At 70.7% G+C, this 19,302-nt stretch carries 16 protein-coding genes; 7 read left to right on the plus strand and 9 right to left on the minus strand.

The genetic code is table 11. The annotated features are described in order from the left end of the window. Window positions 1-26: 26 nt before the first annotated feature. The 3 genes from ACR9E9_RS16345 to tmk are packed head-to-tail and all read right to left on the minus strand — an operon-like array spanning window position 27 to window position 3,347. The gene (locus ACR9E9_RS16345; protein ID WP_435200352.1) at window positions 27-1,559 is read right to left on the minus strand and encodes an alpha/beta hydrolase; all 1,533 of its coding nucleotides are present in this window, start codon (window positions 1,557-1,559) and stop codon (window positions 27-29) included. Window positions 1,560-1,569: 10 nt separating this feature from the next. Further along, the gene (locus ACR9E9_RS16350; protein ID WP_435200354.1) at window positions 1,570-2,730 is read right to left on the minus strand and encodes a DNA polymerase III subunit delta'; all 1,161 of its coding nucleotides are present in this window, start codon (window positions 2,728-2,730) and stop codon (window positions 1,570-1,572) included. Further along, window positions 2,727-3,347: a dTMP kinase gene (gene tmk / locus ACR9E9_RS16355; protein ID WP_435200356.1), complete on the minus strand. Its 621-nt coding sequence runs from the start codon at window positions 3,345-3,347 to the stop codon at window positions 2,727-2,729. Before tmk ends, ACR9E9_RS16350 begins: the two co-directional genes overlap by 4 nt. 149 nt (window positions 3,348-3,496) lie before the next feature. On the opposite strand from tmk, the gene ACR9E9_RS16360 reads away from it, so the two are divergent. From ACR9E9_RS16360 to ACR9E9_RS16380, 5 genes are all read left to right on the plus strand, one after another. Beyond that, the gene (locus tag ACR9E9_RS16360; protein WP_435200358.1) at window positions 3,497-4,138 is read left to right on the plus strand and encodes an ABC transporter permease; all 642 of its coding nucleotides are present in this window, start codon (window positions 3,497-3,499) and stop codon (window positions 4,136-4,138) included. Continuing rightward, complete coding sequence (locus ACR9E9_RS16365) at window positions 4,138-5,325, plus strand: ABC transporter ATP-binding protein (protein WP_435200360.1); 1,188 nt, start codon at window positions 4,138-4,140, stop codon at window positions 5,323-5,325. The genes ACR9E9_RS16360 and ACR9E9_RS16365 overlap by 1 nt, the downstream gene beginning before the upstream one ends. Then, a complete protein-coding gene (locus tag ACR9E9_RS16370; RefSeq protein WP_435200362.1) occupies window positions 5,322-6,101 on the plus strand; it encodes an ABC transporter permease in 780 nt (259 codons plus the stop codon). Before ACR9E9_RS16365 ends, ACR9E9_RS16370 begins: the two co-directional genes overlap by 4 nt. Then, the gene (locus ACR9E9_RS16375; protein ID WP_435200364.1) at window positions 6,098-7,108 is read left to right on the plus strand and encodes a glycine betaine ABC transporter substrate-binding protein; all 1,011 of its coding nucleotides are present in this window, start codon (window positions 6,098-6,100) and stop codon (window positions 7,106-7,108) included. Before ACR9E9_RS16370 ends, ACR9E9_RS16375 begins: the two co-directional genes overlap by 4 nt. Window positions 7,109-7,173: 65 nt before the next feature. After that, window positions 7,174-8,514: a serine hydrolase domain-containing protein gene (locus tag ACR9E9_RS16380; protein WP_435200366.1), complete on the plus strand. Its 1,341-nt coding sequence runs from the start codon at window positions 7,174-7,176 to the stop codon at window positions 8,512-8,514. A gap of 24 nt (window positions 8,515-8,538) precedes the next feature. Here ACR9E9_RS16380 and ACR9E9_RS16385 read toward each other — a convergent pair whose 3' ends face one another. The 3 genes from ACR9E9_RS16385 to topA all read right to left on the minus strand — a co-directional run bounded on the left by ACR9E9_RS16385 (window position 8,539) and on the right by topA (window position 13,497). Further along, window positions 8,539-10,110: an AMP-binding protein gene (locus ACR9E9_RS16385; protein ID WP_435200368.1), complete on the minus strand. Its 1,572-nt coding sequence runs from the start codon at window positions 10,108-10,110 to the stop codon at window positions 8,539-8,541. A gap of 6 nt (window positions 10,111-10,116) precedes the next feature. Beyond that, window positions 10,117-10,569 carry an SCP2 sterol-binding domain-containing protein gene (locus ACR9E9_RS16390; RefSeq protein ID WP_435200370.1) on the minus strand — a complete coding sequence of 151 codons (453 nt, stop codon included), beginning with the start codon at window positions 10,567-10,569 and terminating at the stop codon, window positions 10,117-10,119. Window positions 10,570-10,659: 90 nt separating this feature from the next. Beyond that, the gene (gene topA / locus ACR9E9_RS16395; protein WP_435200372.1) at window positions 10,660-13,497 is read right to left on the minus strand and encodes a type I DNA topoisomerase; all 2,838 of its coding nucleotides are present in this window, start codon (window positions 13,495-13,497) and stop codon (window positions 10,660-10,662) included. Between the two features lie 140 nt (window positions 13,498-13,637). On the opposite strand from topA, the gene ACR9E9_RS16400 reads away from it, so the two are divergent. Both ACR9E9_RS16400 and ACR9E9_RS16405 read left to right on the plus strand, forming a co-directional pair. Beyond that, window positions 13,638-14,426 carry a dioxygenase family protein gene (locus ACR9E9_RS16400; RefSeq protein ID WP_435200374.1) on the plus strand — a complete coding sequence of 263 codons (789 nt, stop codon included), beginning with the start codon at window positions 13,638-13,640 and terminating at the stop codon, window positions 14,424-14,426. A gap of 111 nt (window positions 14,427-14,537) precedes the next feature. Next, on the plus strand, window positions 14,538-14,927 hold the full coding sequence (locus ACR9E9_RS16405) for a DUF4878 domain-containing protein (RefSeq protein WP_435200376.1): 390 nt from the start codon (window positions 14,538-14,540) through the stop codon (window positions 14,925-14,927). A gap of 78 nt (window positions 14,928-15,005) precedes the next feature. Here the strand turns inward: ACR9E9_RS16405 and ACR9E9_RS16410 are convergent, their stop codons facing one another. The 3 genes from ACR9E9_RS16410 to ACR9E9_RS16420 form a co-directional block, all read right to left on the minus strand. Continuing rightward, a complete protein-coding gene (locus ACR9E9_RS16410) occupies window positions 15,006-16,517 on the minus strand; it encodes a DUF7059 domain-containing protein (RefSeq protein ID WP_435200378.1) in 1,512 nt (503 codons plus the stop codon). A gap of 9 nt (window positions 16,518-16,526) precedes the next feature. Beyond that, the gene (locus tag ACR9E9_RS16415; RefSeq protein WP_435200380.1) at window positions 16,527-18,872 is read right to left on the minus strand and encodes a sodium-translocating pyrophosphatase; all 2,346 of its coding nucleotides are present in this window, start codon (window positions 18,870-18,872) and stop codon (window positions 16,527-16,529) included. Window positions 18,873-18,940: 68 nt separating this feature from the next. Next, the gene (locus tag ACR9E9_RS16420; RefSeq protein WP_435200382.1) at window positions 18,941-19,294 is read right to left on the minus strand and encodes an STAS domain-containing protein; all 354 of its coding nucleotides are present in this window, start codon (window positions 19,292-19,294) and stop codon (window positions 18,941-18,943) included. Between the last annotated feature and the right edge of the window lie 8 nt (window positions 19,295-19,302).

Below are 19,302 nucleotides of genomic sequence, written 5' to 3' on the forward strand. Positions count from 1 at the left end.
CGGGGCGCGAGGAGGCGTTCGGCGCGTCAGTCGCAGGTGAGCTCCTGGCCCTCCGGGAGCTCACCCGTGAGCCAGAACTCCTCGACCGCCGTGTCCACGCAGTCGTCCTGTCGCATGTAGGCGGTGTGGCCGTCGCCCTCGTGGGTGATCAGGGCGGAGTCGTCCAGCTGCTCGTGGAGGCGCTTCGCCCAAGCATAGGGCGTCGCCGGGTCGCGGGTGGTGCCGACGACGAGGATCGGGTCGGCTCCCTTCGCATCGACCGTGTGCGCCGTGCCGGTGGCCCGGACGGGCCAGGTGGCGCAGCTCAGGCTCTCCCAGGCGAGGAAGTCACCCCAGATCGGCGCCTCGTCGGCGACCTCCTGGGCCACCGTCTGCCACTCCCGCGGGTCGGTGTCGTCTCCGCGGTCGAGGCAGTTGACCGCAGGCAGCGCCTCCATGATGTTCGAGGTGTAGCGGCCCGACGCGTTGCGGCTCGCGTAGACCATCCCGAGGTCCATCAGCGGACCTCCGTCACCCTCGTCGAGTGCGACGAGCGCCTCGGTCAGCCGCGGCCACAGGCTCTCGTCGTACATGGCCTGGGCGATACCGATCGAGGCCCACCCCTCGGTCAGCTCGAGCTCGCCGCTGGTCGGGACCGGCGCCGCGTCGAGCTCCTTCAGCTCGGCCTGGACCCACTCGACGACCTCGTCCTCGGACGAGCCGAAGGGGCAGTCACCGGAAGCACAATCCTTCGCCCACGCACGGGTCGCGGTGTCGAAACCCTTCGCCTGGCCGATGGCGCCCTCCTGACCGGTGAGGTCCGGCGGCATGACCCCGTCGAGGACCATCCGGCCGACGCGGTCCGGGAAGAGGTCGGCGTAGGTCGAGCCGATGAGCGTGCCGTAGGACTTGCCGAGATAGGTCAGCTTGCCGTCGTCGACGGCCGAGCGGAGCACGTCCAGGTCCTTGGCGACGTCGACGGTGGAGACGTGCCGGATGAGCTCGCCGGTCGTCGCCTTGCAGGACTCACCGAAGCGCGTGGACTCCTCGACGGCCTTGCTCCGCTCCGCCGCGTCGTCGGGTGACGGGTCGCGTCCCATCCACCGGTCGAGCTCGCGGTCCGTGACACAGTTCACCGGCGCCGAACGGCCCACTCCGCGCGGGTCGAACCCGACGACGTCGAAGTTCGTGCGGATCGATTTCCCGACGATCTGGTCGGCGGCAGCGGCGTAGTCCACGCCCGAGCCACCCGGCCCCCCCGGGTTGACCACGAGCGAGCCGGCCTTCTCCCCCTTCGCCGCGACCCGGTTGACGGCGATCTTGATCGTCTCCTCCCCGGGCTTGTCCCAGTCGAGCGGCACCTCGAGCGACGCGCACTCCCCGCTGTCGCAGTCGCGCCAGGCCAGCTCCTGGGCGTAGAAGGGCTCGAGCCCCTGCGTCCCGGGCGGTGGCTGCTGGTCGCCCGCCGAGAGCCCGGAGGGCTGCGGACCGGAGTCGAGCGCCGAGCAGCCGGCGACCGGCAGCACGAGGGCGGCGACGGCGGCGACGAGGCGAAGGGGGCGACGACCGGGGTGGAGCATGGCGCAGACGCTACCTCGGGAGCTGCAGCCCGACCGCCATGGCCTCCAGTGCGAGCAGGGGCGCACCATTGGCCCCGATCCGCTCGCGCGCGGCGGCGATCTCCTCGATGGCCCGGAGCAGACCCTCCGCGGTGAAGGACCGCGCCACCTCCTCGACGATCGCGCGGGCGTCCTCGTTGACCAGGCCGACCGGGCTGCCAGCGTGCAGCACGAGGGCGTCGCGGTAGACCGACATGAGGTCGACGAGGGCGCGGTCGATCATGTCGCGGGTGAAACGGGTCGCCCGGGTCTTCTGCTCCTTCTCCAGGGAGGTGATCTGCGCGCGGATGTGCGGCGGCTGGCTGCGCGCGCTCGGGTCGGCCCCGAGCGTCTCGAGCAGGCGCTCCTTCTCGCGGGAGGCCCGGGTCTCCAGGGTCCGGTCGCGCTCCTGCTCGGCGATCTGCAGCAGGTCGGCGGCCGCACCCACCGCATCGGAGACGCCGCGGATGCGGGACGCCATCGCGAGGGTGTCGCGGCGCCGGATGCGCGCGCCCTCGTCGGTGGCCAGCCGCTTGGCCAGGCCGATGTGGCTCTGCGCCGCACGGGCGGCATAGGTCGCCATGCCGAGGTCGATGTCGTCGCGCCGGTGCAGCAGGGCCGCGACCTCCTCCACGGGCGGCGTGCGCAGCCGCGCGTGCCGCGAACGCGAGCGCACGGTGACGAGGACGTCCTCCAGGCTCGGCGCGCAGAGCAGCCACACCGTGCGCGGCGTCGGCTCCTCGAGCGCCTTCAGGAGGGCATTGCCCGACTGCTCGGTCAGCCGGTCGGCGTCCTCGACGAGGATCACCCGGTAGCGCCCCACGCTCGGCGCCCGACCGGCGAGCTGGACGAGCGCCCGGGTGTCGGCGACCCCGATCGACAGCGCCTCGGTCGCGAGGACCTCGACATCGGCGTGGGTGCCGTCGAGGGCGGTGCGGCACTCGCGGCAGCCACCGCACCCGCCGGTCGGGCACAGCAGGGCACCGGCGAAGGCGCGCGCGGCGACGGAGCGCCCCGACCCGGGAGGGCCGGTGAAGAGCCAGGCGTGGGTCATCGACCCCGGCTCGCTCACCGCCCGCTGCAGGGCGGCGACGGTCTGGGGCTGACCGATGACATCACGCCAGATCCCCGGGGCGGCCGCGGCCGTGGTCATCCGAACCCGTCCTCGGTCACGCGGGCCCACACGCGGCGGGCGATCTCCTCCGGCGCGGCGGTGCCGTCGACGACGAGGTACCGCTGCGGGGCCTGCTCCGCCAGCGCGAGGAAGTGCCCCCGCACGGCCGCGTGGAAGGCATCGGCCTCCGCCTCCATCCGGTCGTGGACGGCGCCGCGGCGGCGCCTCCCTTCGCCGGGGTCGATGTCGACGAGGACGGTCAGGTGCGGCAGGAGCCCGGCCACCGCCCAGCCCTGCAGCTGCGCCACCTCGGCGGAGCCGAGGTCGCGTCCGGCGCCCTGGTAGGCGATCGAGGAGTCCGTGTACCGGTCGGTGATGACCACCGCGCCCCGCTCGAGCGAAGGGAGGATGACCTCCTCGACGTGCTGGGCCTTGTCCGCGGCGAAGATCAGCGCCTCGGCGCGCGGGGTGACCGCCTCGCCGTGGAGGACGAGGTCACGCAGCGCGGCGCCCAGCGGCGTGCCGCCGGGCTGGCGGGTGAGCACGACCTCGCGGCCGGCCCGCGTCAGGGACGCGGCCAGCCGGTCCACCTGCGTGGACTTGCCGGCACCGTCGCCCCCTTCGAAGGCGATGAAGGTCCCCTCTCGTGCACTCACCCCGCGAGCCTAGGGCAGGGCGGGGACGGCGCTCGGATCGGGCGCACAAGGTCACAAGTACATAGAGGTGCGTGTCCCCCGCACCGATCGCCGCCCCGACGAGGTTAAGTGGAGCGACCCCCCGACCGTCGGGGGTGGAAGGCTGGACCGTGGGCGATTTCATCGCAGACAAGTGGCAGGACATCGCATTCCGGTCCTTCCAGCACGTCTCGCTCGTCGTCCAGTCCGTGCTCATGGCGACGATCATCGCCATCCTCCTCGCCGTCCTCGTGACGCAGGTCCCGCGGCTGAAGTCCACCGCGAACATGATCAGCGCCATCGGACTGACGATCCCCTCCTTCGCCCTCCTCGGCCTGCTCGTCCCGCTCGTCGGCATCGGCACCCTGCCCCCGCTCATCGCCGTCACCTTCTACGCGACGCTGCCGATCCTGCGCAACGCCGTCGTCGGCCTGTCCGGGGTCAGCCCCACGCTGCTGGAGTCGGCGAAGGGGATGGGGATGAGCTCCACGACCCGCTTCCTGCGGGTGCAGCTCCCCCTGGCCTGGCCGGTGATCATGGCCGGGCTGCGGGTCTCCACGCAGATGTCGATGGGTGTCGCCGCCATCGCGGCCTACGTCCTCGGCCCGGGCCTGGGCGCCTACATCTTCACCGGCCTCGCGCAGATCGGTGGCGCCAACGCCCTCAACTACGCCCTCGTCGGCACCTTCGGTGTCGTCATCCTCGCCCTCCTGCTCGACGCCGCGCTGCTGCTGGTCAGCAGGCTCACCACCTCGAAGGGGATCCGCGTCTGATGTCCACCACCACGAGCAACCAGCCCGCACCCGGGGCCGACTCCCCCGCACCCGAGGTCAGCGGCGCGGAGATCGTCTTCGACGACGTCGTCAAGACCTACCCGGGGCAGAGCGCCCCGGCGGTCAACAGCCTCTCCCTCACCGTCCCCGCGGGCGAGATCGTGATGTTCATCGGCCCCTCGGGCTGCGGCAAGACGACGACGCTGAAGATGATCAACCGACTGCACGACCCGACGTCCGGGACGATCACCATCGGTGGCGAGGACATCCGCAGCAAGGACGCCACCGCGCTGCGCCGCACCATCGGCTACGTCATCCAGGGTGGCTCGCTCTTCCCGCACATGACCGTCGCCGAGAACATCGCGCTCGTCCCCGGCCTGCTCAAGTGGGACAAGGACCGGATCCACTCGCGCGTGGAGGACCTCCTCGAGCTCGTCGGGCTGGACTCCTCCCGCTACCGGGACCGCTACCCCAAGGAGCTCTCGGGCGGCCAGCAGCAGCGTGTGGGCGTCGCCCGCGGCCTCGCGGCGGACCCGCCCGTCCTCCTCATGGACGAGCCCTTCGGCGCGGTCGACCCGATCACCCGCCAGCGCCTCCAGGACGAGCTGATGAGCATCCAGGACGAGCTGCAGAAGACCATCGTCTGCGTGACCCACGACATCGACGAGGCGGTCAAGCTCGGCGACCGCATCCTGCTGCTCGGCGAGGGCGCCAAGATCGCCCAGTACGACACCCCGCAGAACATCCTCGCCAACCCCGCCAACGAGTTCGTCGAGGACTTCGTCGGCGCCGGCTCCTCGCTGAAGCAGCTGAGCCTGTCCCGGGTCGATGACCTCGATCTGCAGAGTCCCGTCATCGCGTCGGTCGGGGACGAAGGGCGTACCGCCGCCGAGGCGGCCCGGGCCGCCGGTCAGCGCGACGTCATCGTCCTGGACGCCCGGCGCCGTCCCGCCGGGTGGTACAGCCTCGGCGAGGCGACCCGGATGGGCCGCCTGCCCGCGGAGTCGGACGCGGACATCTCCGTCGTCGACCGACGCGCGACGATCAACGACGCCCTCGACTCGATGCTCGCGAGCTCCCACGGTGGCGTGCTCGTCACCGGCAGACGCGACGAGTTCCTCGGCGTGGTGACCTTCGAGGCGGTCACCGACCACATCCGTGCCGCGCACGAGGACACGCCGTCATGAGCCAGGACGCCCAGCAGACCACCTCGGTCGACACCGGCGTCGAGGACCGCAAGACGACGACCAGCCTCCTCGTCGGGCTGCCGCTGCTCTGCGCCGTCATCCTCGGCGGCTGGGCGATCTGGCGACAGACAGCCGACCTGGACGACATCGAGTCCCGCCAGCTCGCGTGGGGCACGATCCTCGAGCTCACCCGCGAGCACATCGTCCTCACCCTGATCACGACCGCCGTCGTCCTCGTCACCGCGATCCCGGCCGGCATCCTGCTCACCCGGGGTTCCTTCAAGCGCTACTCCGGGCTCGTCACGGGCTTCGCCAACGCCGGCCAGGCGGCACCGGTGATCGGGCTGATCGTCCTGCTCGCCATCTGGCTCGGCTTCAACACGAGGACGGCGGTGCTCAGCCTGGCGATCTACGGCTTCCTGCCCGTCCTGCGCAACACGATCGTCGGGCTGCAGCAGGTCGACGCCACCCTCGTCGAGGCGGCGCGAGGCATGGGCATGTCCGGCGCCGGCGTGCTGCGCCGGGTCGAGCTGCCCCTGGCCATGCCGGTGATCATGGCCGGCGTGCGCACCGCCTTGGTACTCGTCGTCGGCGCGGCGAGCTTCGCCACCTTCATCAATGCCGGCGGTCTGGGCGCGCTCATCACCACCGGGATCACGCTCTTTCGCTACCCCATCCTCGTCAGCGGCGCCATCATCATCGCCGTCGTCGCGCTGCTCGTCGACTGGGCCGGGCGCGTGCTCGAAGTCCTGCTCAGCCCGAAGGGGACCTCATGACGAGCCGACGGAACCTCCCTTCGGGCGCCGGCCCCACCCGCCGCTCGCTGCTCGTCGGCGGCGTCGGCGTCCTCGGGCTCGGGCTCTCCGGCTGCGGCCTCGGCACGAGTGGTGGCTTCGTCCCCGGCGGCGCGGTCGCCGGTCCCATCGGGGAGATCGACCTGTCGGGGGCCACGATCGGCGTCGGCTCGAAGAACTTCACCGAGCAGATCATCCTGGGCAAGATCGCCGTCATCCTCCTGCGGTCCGCCGGGGCCGATGCCGCCGACCTGACGAACATCCCCGGCTCCTCCAGCGCCCGCCAGGCGATGCTCGAGGACCAGGTGCAGATGCAGTGGGAGTACACCGGCACCGCGTGGATCGCCTACCTCGGCGAGACCAAGCCGATCCCCGACGAGCAGAAGCAGTACGAGGCCGTCCGCGACCGGGACCTGAAGGAGAACCAGCTCGTCTGGCTCGAACCGGCGCCGATGAACAACACCTACGGCTTCGCCGGTCCGTCGGAGACGATCGAGAAGCTGGGCATCACCACGCTCTCCGAGCTGTCGCAGGTCCCGAAGAAGGACCTGACCTTCTGCGTCGAGTCGGAGTTCAACAACCGCAACGACGGCTTCGTCCCGATGCTCAAGACGTACGGCTTGGCCAAGGGCAAGGACTTCCCCGCCGACAACGTCAAGGTCCTCGACACCGGCGCGATCTACTCTGCGACGGACAACGGCACCTGCACCTTCGGCGAGGTCTTCACCACCGATGGCCGGATCAAGGCGCTCGACCTCACCGTGCTCAAGGACGACAAGGAGTTCTTCCCCAAGTACAACGTCGCACCGGTGCTCACCGAGGCCGTCGTCGACGAGTACCCGGCCGTGGTCGACCTCTTCGGACCGGTCACCAAGAAGCTCACCGACGACGTGCTCATCACCCTCAACGCGCAGGTCGATGTCGACGGCAAGGACCCGGCCGACGTCGCCTTCGCCTGGCTCACGGACCAGGGCTTCATCACGGAGTGACCCGCCCCTCCCTCTGCGCATCTGCCTAGGCAGATGCGAAGGACGGGCGGCGATACGTTGAGGTCATGACCTTCAGCGACGAGACCGCCCGCGCCCTGACCGCTCGCGCCCTCACGGCCCAGACCGACGGGCGCGTGCCCGGGCTGGCAGCCGGGGTCGCCCGCACCGGCCGACTCGAGTGGTTCCACGGCATCGGCACGATCGACCTCGACTCCCCCGGCGACTCCCCGGACGAGGACACCCAGTACGCGGTCGCCAGCAACTCCAAGACCTTCACCGCGGTGGCGGTCATGGCCCTGCGCGACGAGGGGCGGCTCGACCTCGACGACACCGTCGAGCAGCACCTCGGCGACAGCTCGCACGCCCGGGTGACGATCCGCCAGCTGCTCTCGCACACCTCCGGCATGCAGCGCGAGCCGGTCGGTGACGTCTTCGACACGATGGTCATGCCCAGCCGCGAGGCGCTGCTCGCGGGATGGTCGGACGCCGAGCGCGTCGGCCGCCCCCACGACCGGTGGCACTACTCCAACCTCGGTTACGCGGTCCTCGGGGAGATCATCGCCCGCCTCGACGGCTGCCCCTGGCCCGAGGCCATCCGCCGCCGCATCCTCGACCCGCTCGAGATGGCCCGCACCGGCACCACGGCCAGCGGACGCAGGGCGAAGGGGTACTACGTGCCCCCCTTCGCCGATGTCCCGATCGAGGAGCCGGTCCTCGACGCGGGGGCGCTCGACCCGGCCGGCGGTCTGCTCTCCACCCCGACCGACCTCGCCCGCTGGGGCGGTTTCGTCGCCGACCCCCTCGAGGAGGTCCTCTCCCCCGACACCCTCGAGGAGATGTGCCAGCCGCAGGTCGTGGCCGACACCACCGGGTGGACCTTCGCGTGGGGCCTGGGGCTGCAGCTCGTGCGCCACGAGGGCCGCACCTGGGTCGGCCACACCGGCGGCTGGCCCGGATCGATCACCGGAGTCTTCACCGAGCGCTCGTCCGCCACAACGGGGCTGATCCTCATGAACAACTCCGCACCGGTCCCGCCAGCCGCCGTGGCGATCGAGCTGGGCACCATCGCGATCGAGCGCGAGCCCGTCGCAGCCACGCCGTGGGAGCCCGGAGAGCACGTACCCGGGGAGCTGGCCCCCCTGCTGGGTCACTGGTACTCCGAGGGGACCCACCACGTCCTCTCGGTGCGCCGCGGCAGCCTCGAGGCACGGATCGCCGGTCAGCCCAAGGAGGCGCCCCCGTCGATCTTCGAGCCGGACGGGACCGACCGCTTCCGCACCGTCTCGGGTCGCGAGCGGGGCGAGGTCCTGCGGGTCCGGCGTGACGCGAAAGGGGCCGTGAGCCACCTCAACTGGGCCACCTATCGCTTCACCCGAGAACCGATGGCCTTCGGCGCCTGGCTCTGAGCCGAGGCGCCGGTCGCCCGGCGGTCAGCCGGTGAGGTGCGTGCGCAGCTCCCGGTTGAGGACCTTGCCGGTGGCGTTGCGCGGGAGCTCGTCCACGTAGACGACCTCGCGCGGGATGCAGTGGCGGGCCCGGTGGGCACGCACGTGCTCCGTGACCTCCTCCGGGGGGAAGGCGTGCCCCTGGACGAGCGCGAGGAAGGCCACGAGACGCTGCCCGAAGTCGGCGTCCGGGACGCCGATGACCGAGACCTCGCGCACGGCCGGGTGCTCGGCGAGCAGCGACTCGACCTCGCTGGGGTAGACGTTCTCGCCGCCGCTGACGATCATGTCGTCGTCGCGCCCGTCGACGAAGTACAGGTCACCCTCGACGTGCCCGACGTCGCCGGTGGCGACGAGCCCGTCGACGAAGTCCTTCGTCTGGCCGTTCGTGTACCCGTCGAAGACGAGCTCGTTGCCGCAGAAGATGCGCCCCTTCTCCCCGTCGGCGACCTCGCGCCCGTCGTCGTCGAGGATCCTCACGACCGTGCCCAGCGGTGGGGTGCCCGCCGTGTTGGGAGCACGGCGCATGTTCGCGGGCGTCGCGATGCACACCCACGAGGCCTCGGTCGAGCCGTAGAGGTTGTAGAGCACGTCGCCGTACTCGTCCATGAAGGCCGTCGTGAAGCCCGAGGGATAGGCCGACCCGGAGGTGGCGACCACGCGCAGCTGTCGGCGCGCCGTGGCGCCCGGGTCGCTCGGCAGCTCCATCATCCGCTGGAGCATCACGGGGACGGCGAACATCGCGTGCGGCTGCTGCTCCTCGAGCGCGGCACGGGCCGCGGCCGCGGAGAACGTGCGCTGCAGGATGATCGTCGCCCGCAGGGCGATCGACAGCTGCATCGCCGCGTGACCCCAGGTGTGGAAGAGCGGGGCAGAGATGAGGATGCGGTCGTTGGCGTGCAACGGGATCCGGTCGATGATCGAGATCAGCGGTCCGAAACCACCCGGGGTCCTGCGGGCCGCTCCCTTCGGTGTGCCGGTCGTGCCCGAGGTGAGGATGATCGTCCGGCCGGGCCGTTGAGGCACAGGGACATCCGCCGGACGCGCCATCCCCTCGACCCGACGGCGCAGCTCGCTCTCCGTCACCGTCGGCAGGGACTGCGGCAGGTGGCTCACGATCTCGGCGAACTCGTCGTCGTGGATGAGCGCCGTGATGCCCTGCTGCTCGGCGACCTGGGCGGACTGCGCCCCGGAGAGGCCGGTGTTGCCCAGGACGAGGTCGATCCCGACCGTGGACGCGGCACACATGACCTCGATCGCCTGGACGTGGTTGCGGGCGAGGAGCCCCACCCGGTCCCCGGCCCCGAAACCCATCTCGCGCAGGACGAGGGAGATCTTCTCGGAGTTGGCGAGCAGCTCGGCGTACGTCGTCGCTCCGCGGGACTCGTCGATGACGGCGACGGCCTTCGGGGAGCGGTGGGCGGCCTGACGGATCTCACCGGCCAGACCGAAGCCCCACTTCCTCAGGGCGCTGAGCTGCCTGATCTGGTTGACGGGCGGCCCGGGGGTGAGCATGCCCCGCCTGGCCATGGTCGTGGCGATGGACAGGGGGTTCATCGGCGATCAGGCCTTCGGGATGTCGAACATGGACGGGAACTTGGCGGCCGCGGCGAGGTCTCCCTTGACCTTGATCTTGCCGCGCATGACCAGCATGGTCGGATTGCCTCGACCGGTCGCCATCTTCATGAACTCCGGCGGCGCCATCATCAGCGAGACGTCGTAGTCGTCCCCGGGCTCCTCGCAGACCCAGCACTCCCCGTCGTCGATGACGATCTCGAAGGTGTCGTGGGGGTGCCCGTCGGGTCCTCCGGTGATCCGGAACTGGGTCGTCGTGCTCACCCCGGCCGCGCGCTCCGGGCGAAAGAGCGTGGGGAAGCGCCCGAAGACGGCCTCGAGGACGGGGCCGCGGTGCTCTCCGCGCATGACCTCCGAGATCTCCCGGTCGGACATCGCCGTGACGGTCTGTGCGAACTCCTCGGGACTCATGGTCTCGAAGGTCGACGGGTCCAGCTCCATGTGCAGCTCCTTCGGTGCGGGTGTCCGCGCACGATACCGACGGGTAGCCAACCCTGCCAATGGAGCCGGTCACACCCCGGCCGGGGTCGGCTAGCCGCGCTCGGCCCCGGAACCCGTGGCCGCGCCCTTCGTCGCCGCGGTCTTCGTGGCCGACTTCTTCGTCGCCTTCTTGGCGGCCTTCTTGGCGGTCTTCTTGACCGCCTTCTTGGTCGTCTTCTTGGCGGACTTCTTCGCCGTCTTCTTGCGGGTCGAGGGACCCTTGGCCCGCTTCTCCACGAGCATCTCGTAGGCCCGCTCCGCGGTCACCGTCTCCGGGTCGTCATCGCGTCGCAGGGTCGCGTTGGTCTCCCCATCGGTGACGTAGGGCCCGAACCGGCCGTCCTTGACGACGACCTTCCTTCCGCTCACGGGGTCCTCGCCGAACTCCTTCAGCGGCGGCTTGGCCGCCCGCCCGCGCTGCTTGGGCTGCGCATAGAGGGCCAGCGCCTCCTCGAGGGTGATCGAGAAGATCTGGTCCTCGGTCTCCATGGAGCGCGAGTCGGTGCCCTTCTTCAGGTACGGCCCGTAGCGACCGTTCTGCGCGGTGATCGGCACCTCGACCTGCTTCTCGGTGCCGTCCTCGGCGGTCGTCGTCTCGGTGACGGTGCCGACGGTGCGCGGCAGCGAGAGCAGACGCAGGGCCTGCTCGAGGTCGACCGTGGCCGGGTCCATCGCCGTGAACAGCGAGGCCGTGCGCGGCTTGACCTTGGCCTTGCCGCGCTTGGGCTTCTCCCCGTCGGCCTCCTCGAGCACCTCGGTGACGAAGGGGCCGTAGCGACCGGTCTTGACGATGACGTCGCGGCCGGTCTCCGGGTCCTGCCCGAGGACACGGCCGTCGTCCGCGGCCTGCGTGAGGAACTCCCGGGCCATCGCGGGGGTCAGCTCGTCGGGGGCGATGTCATCGCTGACCGAGGCCCGCTTCGGGGCCGGCTTCGTGCTCCCGTCGGCGGGATCATCCGTGACCTCGCCGGTGGCGGGGTCGACGCCGGTCGGGACGAGGTCCTCGACGTAGGGCCCGTAGCGACCGACGCGCACGACGATCCCGTCGCCGATCTCGATCGTGGAGATCGCCTTGGCGTCGATGTCCCCGAGGTCCGCGACGAGGGCGGCCAGGCCCTCGCTGTCCTTCCCGTCGCCGTAGTAGAAGCGCTGCAGCCAGGCCACCCGCTCGGCCGAGCCGGAGGCGATGAGGTCGAGGTCCTCCTCCATCGAGGCGGTGAAGCGGTAGTCGACGAGGCGGCTGAAGTGGACCTCCATCAGCCGGGTGACGGCGAAGGCGAGCCACGTCGGGATCAGGGCGCTGCCCTTCCTCCGCACGTACCCTCGGTCCTGGATCGTGCTGATCGTCGAGGCATAGGTGGACGGCCGCCCGATCCCCAGCTCCTCCATCTTCTTCACCAGCGAGGCCTCGGTGTACCGGGCCGGTGGCGAGGTCTCGTGACCGGAGGCGGTGGCGTCGGCGACCGCCACGGCGGCACCCTCGGAGAGCTTGGGCAGCCGCGCCTCGCCGTCCTTCTTCGACTCACGGGGCTCGTCGGTGCCCTCCTCGTAGGCGGCGAGGAAGCCCTTGAAGGTGATGACGGTGCCGGAGGCGGAGTACTCGGCGGACCGGGCCACCTCGCAGCCCCCGAGGTCGGCCTGCAGCTTGATCGTCGCAGTCGAGCCCTTGGCGTCGGCCATCTGCGAGGCGATGGTCCGCTTCCAGATCAGCTCGTAGAGCTTGAACTCCTCGCCGCGCAGCTCACCGGCCACCTGGGCGGGCGTGCGGAAGCGGTCCCCGGCAGGGCGGATCGCCTCGTGCGCCTCCTGGGCGTTCTTCGCCTTCTTGCCGTACACGCGCGGCGACTCCGGGACGAAGTCGGCGCCGAACATGTCGCGGGCCTGCCCCCGGGCGGCGGCCACCGCGGACCCGGACAGGTTGGTGCTGTCGGTGCGCATGTAGGTGATGTAGCCGTTCTCGTACAGCTTCTGCGCCACGCCCATCGCGGCCTTCGACCCGAGACCGAGCTTGCGACCGGCCTCCTGCTGCAGCGTGGAGGTGGTGAAGGGGGCGTACGGCCGGCGGGTGTAGGGCTTCTCCGTCACGGCGGTGACGCGGGCCTCCGCGGCGATCGTCGCCTCGGCGACGGCCGTCGCGGCCCGCTCGTCGAGCTGGCGGGCGTTGCCCTTGAGCGTGCCGGTGTCGTCGAAGTCGCTGCCGGTCGCGACCTTCGTCCCGTCGAGACCGGCCAGGCGGGCGGCGAAGGGGGCGGAGCCGGCGCTGAACTTGCCCTCGACACTCCAGTACGAGGCGACCTTGAAGGCCATCCGCTCCCGCTCCCGCTCCACGACGATGCGGGTGGCGACGGACTGGACCCGGCCCGCGGACAGCTTCGCCTGGACCTTGCGCCACAGCACGGGCGAGACCTCGTACCCGTAGAGGCGGTCGAGGATGCGGCGGGACTCCTGGGCGTTGACGAGGTCGAGGTCGATCTCGCGGGTCTCCTCGACGGCGCGCTGGATCGCCTCCTGGGTGATCTCGTGGAAGACCATTCGCTTGACGGGGACCTTCGGCTTGAGGGTCTCCAGGAGGTGCCAGGCGATGGCCTCGCCCTCGCGGTCCTCATCCGTGGCGAGGTAGAGGGTGTCGGCATCCTTGAGCAGGCGCTTCAGCTCGGCGACCTTCTTCTTCTTGCCCGGGTCGACGACGTAGTAGGGCTCGAAGCCCTCCTCGATGTTGATCCCGAAGCGGCCGAAGGGCCCCTTCTTCATCTCCGTGGGCATCTCGGACGGGGTCGGGATGTCCCGGATGTGTCCCACCGACGCCTCGACCGCGTAGTCACTGCCGAGGTACCCGGCAATCGTCTTCGCCTTGGCGGGGGACTCCACGATGACGAGCTTGCTGGCCATGTGTGCCTCTTCTCCTGACCTCCGTGCAGCGGATTCGTCGCTGCTTCGACGTGAAGTCATCTGGCGCTGACCGTACTACGGCCCGACAAGCACCCTCACACCACTGGAATCTCGTTGAAATAACAAGTAGTATTCGGGGGGTGGTCACCACACCTCCCGTGCTCTACCTCTCCCACGGCGCCCCACCGCTGGCCGATGATGCCCGATGGCCCGCCGAGCTGGCCCGCTGGTCGGCCTCCTTCGACACGCCGAAGAGCCTGCTCATCGTCTCCGCGCACTGGGAGGACGCGCCGGTCACGGTCGGCCCGAGCCGACGACGGGTGCCGTTGACCCATGACTTCTGGGGCTTCCCGCAGAAGTACTCCGCGGTCACCTACGACGCCCCTCTGGCGCCCGAGCTCGCCTGCGAGGTCTCGGCCCTCCTCGGGGCATCGGGGATCGAGGTCCACCGCGACGAGACCCGCGGCCTCGACCACGGCGCCTACGTGCCGCTCGTCGAGATGTACCCCGACGCCGACGTCCCCGTCCTGCAGATGTCGATGCCGACCCTCGACCCGCACGAGCTGACCAAGCTCGGCCGGGCACTCGCCCCCCTTCGCGACCAGGGGACGCTCATCGTCGGGTCGGGTTTCACCACGCACAACCTGCGCTGGTTCGACCCCCGCCTCGGTGCGGACGCCGCACCGCCGAGCGCTTCGCGCGAGTTCGACCACTGGGCGGCAGAGACCGTCGAGGCCGGCGACGTCGACTCCCTCGAGCGGATGCTCGAGGTCGCACCCGCAGGCCACGAGGCGCACCCGCGCACCGAGCACTGGGCGCCGCTGTACATCGCCATGGGAGCCGCCGAGGCGTCGGGCGCGACCGAGCGGCGCACGGCCATCGACGGCTTCTGGTTCGGCTTGTCGAAGCGCTCCTGGCAGTTCAGCTGACGTTCACGCCGTGGGTAGTCCTCCCCATCGCCGCGGCCGTCCACGCCTCGATAGAGTCCCCATGAAACGGCGGCGGCATCCGGTTCGCGCCACGACAGGGGAGGACCCACCATGAAGAAGCTCGCCACCATCCTCGCCGCCAGCGGTCTGGCGTTCGGCCTCGCCGGCTGCGGCAGCAGCAACGAGGCGGAGAAAACCGTCGAGAACTTCGGGCAGGCGCTCAAGGACAAGGACTTCGAGACCGTCTGCGACACCATCGACCCCGAGCTGGTCAAGACCCTCGAGGAGTCGACCAACGGCCAGTCCTGCGCGGATGCGATGAAGGAGAACGAGGAGGAGCTCACCGGAGACATCGGTGAGGACGAGGAGATCAACATCGTCGACTCCACGATCGCCGACGACGAGAAGACCGCGACCGTCACCGTCGAGAACGCCGACGAGAAGGAAGAGGACATCAAGCTGAAGAAGGTCGACGACGAGTGGAAGATCACCTTCGAGTGATCCCACCGGCTTGATGACCTCGAGCCAACTGACGAAGGGCGGCCGGTCTCCGGCCGCCCTTCGTCGTCGACGGGCCGGTCACTCCGCGAGCAGGAAGCCGTCCTCGGCCAGGCGACGGATGAGCCTCGCCCCCGCGGCGAGCGCCTCGCCGGTGGGCTGGTCGAGCAGCGCGGAGATCGCCGCGAGGGACTGGCGCGCGGTGAGCTCGCCGTCGCACACCGAGACGAGGGCGGCATCGAGGGTGTCGAGACGGATCGCCCGGCGCAGCCCGCCGCCCTGCCGCAGCAGAATGACCCGGGGGTCGCTCGCCCCGGGCGCCGCGTGCGTCTCGGTCGTCACGTCGTCGGCACACCGCCACGCGATGTCCAGCAGGGCGTCGTCGTCGAGCCCGGCGAGGTGGTCCCGGGCCACGAGCCCCGCCGCGACCGTCGGGCCCATCGGTGCGGCGACCGGTCCGGTGACCTCGACGAGGTCGACGAAGGGAGCGCGCTGCGTCCTCGGCTTGTGCAGGGTGATCACCCCGAAACCGATCTGGGTGACGTCGCGCGCCGCGAAGTCGTCGAGCCAGGCGCCGACGAGCGCGTCGTGCTCGGGGGTGCCGGGCAGGTGGCCGCCGTCGCGGGACCACAGCTCGGCGTACTCCGCCGGGTCCTGGACATCGCGCTGGACCACCCACGCGTCGAGACCGCTCTCGGCGACCCACTCCCCGACCCGCTCGCGCCAGTCCTGCCCCTGCGCGGTCTCCCAGTTGCCGAGGAGCTGCGCGATCCCACCGGGGGCAAGGTGCGCGCCGATCCCCTTCGTCAGGGCGGCGACGACGTCGTCGCCGGCGGCGCCGCCGTCCCGGTACTCGTACAAGGGCACGCCGTCGGCCCGCGGCGTGATGACGAAGGGCGGGTTGCTGACGATGAGGTCGAAGGTCTCCCCCGCGACCGGGTCGAGGAAGGACCCCCTGCGCAGGTCCCAGTCGGCGCCGTTGAGCGCGGCGTTGAAGGTGGCGTAGCGCAGCGCCCGCTCCGACAGGTCGGTGGCGACGACCGACTCGGCGTGACCGGAGAGGTGGAGCGCCTGGACGCCGGACCCGGTGCCGAGGTCGAGGGCCCGGGCCACCTGGGTGCGCGGGGTCCACGAGGCGAGGGTGGTCGAGGCGCCGCCGATGCCGAGGACGTGGTCGACGGGCAACGGCCCGCTGCGCGCGTGGTCGGTCGGGTCGGAGGCGATCCACCAGGAGTTCCCGAGGTCGTCGCCGTGGGGACGCAGGTCGCAGACGGCCATGACGTCGGCGCCCTGCGGCTCGACGATGCCGAGGGTGATCGCCCCGTTGACGCCGGTGCGCGGCAGCGCGGTCCCGAGGTCGTCCGCCGCGGTGGGCAGCCCGAGACCGAAGCAGGCGATGAGCACCCCGAGCGGGTCGGTGGCCCCGGCCACCACCCGGCGCGCGGGGATGGTCTGCCCGCGGCCGAAGGCCGAGGCGGCCAGGTCGCCCAGGCGCTCGTGCACCGCATCAGCACGGAAGGGGGCGGCGGCCAGGTCCTCCCGCAGTGCGTCGAGGAGGGCCGGGTCGGTGTGCGGAGTCGCCGAGGTGGTCACGGCCCGAGCCTAGGTGTAGTCGGCCCGCTCGGCGGCCGGCTCCCCCTTCACCTCGCCCATCGCGACGTCATCGCGCTTGGTGATCGCGAGCGCGACGACGAGGATCAGCAGCGCACCGATGGCGATGGACCACCGGATGATCTGGGAGCCGTCCCCGCCGAGGTAGAGGGTGATGATCGCCGGCGCGATGAGGACGGCGACGAGGTTCATCACCTTGATCAGCGGGTTGATCGCCGGCCCGGCGGTGTCCTTGAAGGGATCCCCGACCGTGTCACCGATGACTGCCGCCTCGTGGGCCGGCGACCCCTTGCCACCGTGGTGACCGTCCTCGACGATCTTCTTCGCGTTGTCCCAGGCGCCACCGGAGTTGGCGAGGAAGACGGCCATGAGGGCGCCGCAGGCGATGGCTCCGGCGAGGAAGCCGGCGAGAGCGCCGATGCCCAGACCGAACCCGACGACGACCGGCGTCAGCGCCGCGAGCAGACCCGGCGTGGCCAGCTTGGTCAACGAGTCCCGGGTGCAGATGTCGACGACCTTGGCGTACTCGGGCTTCTCCGTGCCCGCCATGATCCCGGGGTGCTCGCGGAACTGCCGCCGCACCTCGTGGACGATCGATCCGGCGGCGACGGTCACCGCGTTGATCGCCAGCCCGGAGAAGAGGAAGACGACCGCGGCACCGATGAGCAGACCGACGAGGACATTCGGGGCGACGACCTGGGTGTTGACCATCCGCTCCAGGGCGGCGACCCGCTCCGGGGAGACCGATCCCTCCTCGACGGTCGCCAGCGCCGAGCGCCACGCATCGGTGTAGCTGCCGAAGAGTGCCGTCGCCGCGAGGACGGCCGTGGCGATGGCGATGCCCTTGGTGATGGCCTTCGTCGTGTTGCCGACCGCGTCGAGCTCGGTGAGGATCTGCGCTGCCTCGCCGTCGACGTCACCGGACATCTCGGCGATGCCCTGCGCGTTGTCGGAGACCGGACCGAAGGTGTCCATCGCGACGATGACCCCGACGGTCGTCAGCAGGCCACACCCGGCGAGGGCGACGAAGAACAGGCCCAGCGTGATCGAGGAACCGCCGAGGAGGAAGGCGAGGTAGATGACGACGGCGATCATCGTCACCTTGTAGACCGCGGACTCGAGACCGAGGCTGATCCCGGAGAGGATCACCGTCGCGGCACCGGTCTCGGTCGTGCGGGCGACGTCCTCGGTCGGGCGCTTGTCGGTACCGGTGTAGTACCCGGTCATCCGCAGGATCACCGCGGCGAGGACGATCCCGAGGATCACCGCGAGCAGTGCGGCACGACGCGGGTCGCCGACGAGAGCGGCGATGTCCTCGTCGCTCGTGCCGAGCTCCGCATAGCTGCCGGGCAGGTAGAGGTAGGCGGCCGCGGCACTGAGCACCGCCGAGACGACCGCCGAGATGTAGAAGCCCCGGTTGATCGCATCGAGGGCGGACTCCCCGCCCCGGGCGCGGGTGATGAAGATCCCGAGCATCGCGGTCACCGCCCCGATCGCGGGGACGAGGAGGGGGAAGACGAGCCCGTACGCGCCGAACGCGGCGGAGCCGAGGATCAGCGCCGCCACGAGCATCACGGCGTAGGACTCGAAGAGGTCGGCGGCCATGCCCGCACAGTCGCCGACGTTGTCACCGACGTTGTCGGCGATCGTCGCGGCATTGCGTGGGTCGTCCTCGGGGATCCCGGCCTCGACCTTGCCGACGAGGTCGGCACCGACGTCCGCGGCCTTGGTGAAGATGCCGCCGCCGACGCGCATGAACATCGCCAGGAGCGCCGCGCCGAAGCCGAAGCCCTCGAGCACCTTCGGCGCCTCACCTCGGTAGGCGAGGACGACGACCGCGGCACCGATCAGGCCGAGCCCGACCGTGAACATCCCGACGGTGCCACCGGTGCGGAAGGCGATGCGCATCCCGTCGTCGCGCCCGGTCGTCCGCGCGGCCTGGGCGACCCGGACATTGGCCTTGACCGCCAGGCTCATGCCGAGGTACCCGATGGCCGCGGAGAAGGCCGCACCGAGGATGAAGAACCCGGATCGACCCCAGCGCACCCCGGCGGTGTCCGCCGGGAGGAGCAGCAGGAGGAGGAAGACGAGGACGACGAAGACGATGAGCGTCTTGAACTGTCGTCTCAGGTAGGCGTGTGCCCCCTCCTCGACCGCCCCGGCGATCTCCTGCATGCGCTCGGTCCCGGCACCGGCCGCGAGGACCTGGCGGCGCAGGACCACGCCCAGCCCGAGGGCGATGATCCCGATGGCCGCCACCCCACCGATGAGCGTCAGGTTCGTGGTGTCGAGCGTGGGTGTCGATGCAGCGGTCAGTGTCGCGTGCGTGCCAGCCATGCCATCCTCCTTGATGGACGCAGATCACGGCCGGACCGTCGTCGTGGCGGCACGACCGTTGGCTCACACTACTGCTGGGAGGCCCCCGCCGCTCGGACTGCGCCCTCGAGATCCGGGTGGATCTGCAGGAGCCGATCGAGGCCCGTGATGGTGAAGACCCGCAGCACGCGCTCGTGGGAGGCCGCGACGGTCATCGTCCCGCCGTGTCGCGCCAGACGCTTCAGACGTCCGACGACGATGCCCAGACCGGTGGAGTCGAGGAAGGTGACGTCGGACAGGTCGAGGGTCAGCCGACGGTGACCGTCGGCAATGAGCGCCTCGAGCGCATCGCGCAGCACGGCGGCGGAGGTCACATCGATCTCCCCGGCAACGTGGACGATGTGCACCTCCCCGGCATTGCTGGTCGTGACGGAGATGGACACCGGCCTAC

Source organism: Janibacter sp. GS2, from assembly GCF_051200835.1.
GTDB lineage: Bacteria > Actinomycetota > Actinomycetes > Actinomycetales > Dermatophilaceae > Janibacter.

Coding starts and splice junctions, on each gene's coding strand:
- ACR9E9_RS16380 (WP_435200366.1), top strand. CDS start 7,174: ATGACCTTCAGCGACGAGACCGCCCGCGCCCTGACCGCTCGCGCCCTC.
- ACR9E9_RS16370 (WP_435200362.1), top strand. CDS start 5,322: ATGAGCCAGGACGCCCAGCAGACCACCTCGGTCGACACCGGCGTCGAG.
- ACR9E9_RS16365 (WP_435200360.1), top strand. CDS start 4,138: ATGTCCACCACCACGAGCAACCAGCCCGCACCCGGGGCCGACTCCCCC.
- ACR9E9_RS16415 (WP_435200380.1), bottom strand. CDS start 18,872: ATGGCTGGCACGCACGCGACACTGACCGCTGCATCGACACCCACGCTC.
- ACR9E9_RS16375 (WP_435200364.1), top strand. CDS start 6,098: ATGACGAGCCGACGGAACCTCCCTTCGGGCGCCGGCCCCACCCGCCGC.
- ACR9E9_RS16385 (WP_435200368.1), bottom strand. CDS start 10,110: ATGAACCCCCTGTCCATCGCCACGACCATGGCCAGGCGGGGCATGCTC.
- ACR9E9_RS16345 (WP_435200352.1), bottom strand. CDS start 1,559: ATGCTCCACCCCGGTCGTCGCCCCCTTCGCCTCGTCGCCGCCGTCGCC.
- ACR9E9_RS16350 (WP_435200354.1), bottom strand. CDS start 2,730: ATGACCACGGCCGCGGCCGCCCCGGGGATCTGGCGTGATGTCATCGGT.
- ACR9E9_RS16390 (WP_435200370.1), bottom strand. CDS start 10,569: ATGGAGCTGGACCCGTCGACCTTCGAGACCATGAGTCCCGAGGAGTTC.
- topA (WP_435200372.1), bottom strand. CDS start 13,497: ATGGCCAGCAAGCTCGTCATCGTGGAGTCCCCCGCCAAGGCGAAGACG.
- ACR9E9_RS16405 (WP_435200376.1), top strand. CDS start 14,538: ATGAAGAAGCTCGCCACCATCCTCGCCGCCAGCGGTCTGGCGTTCGGC.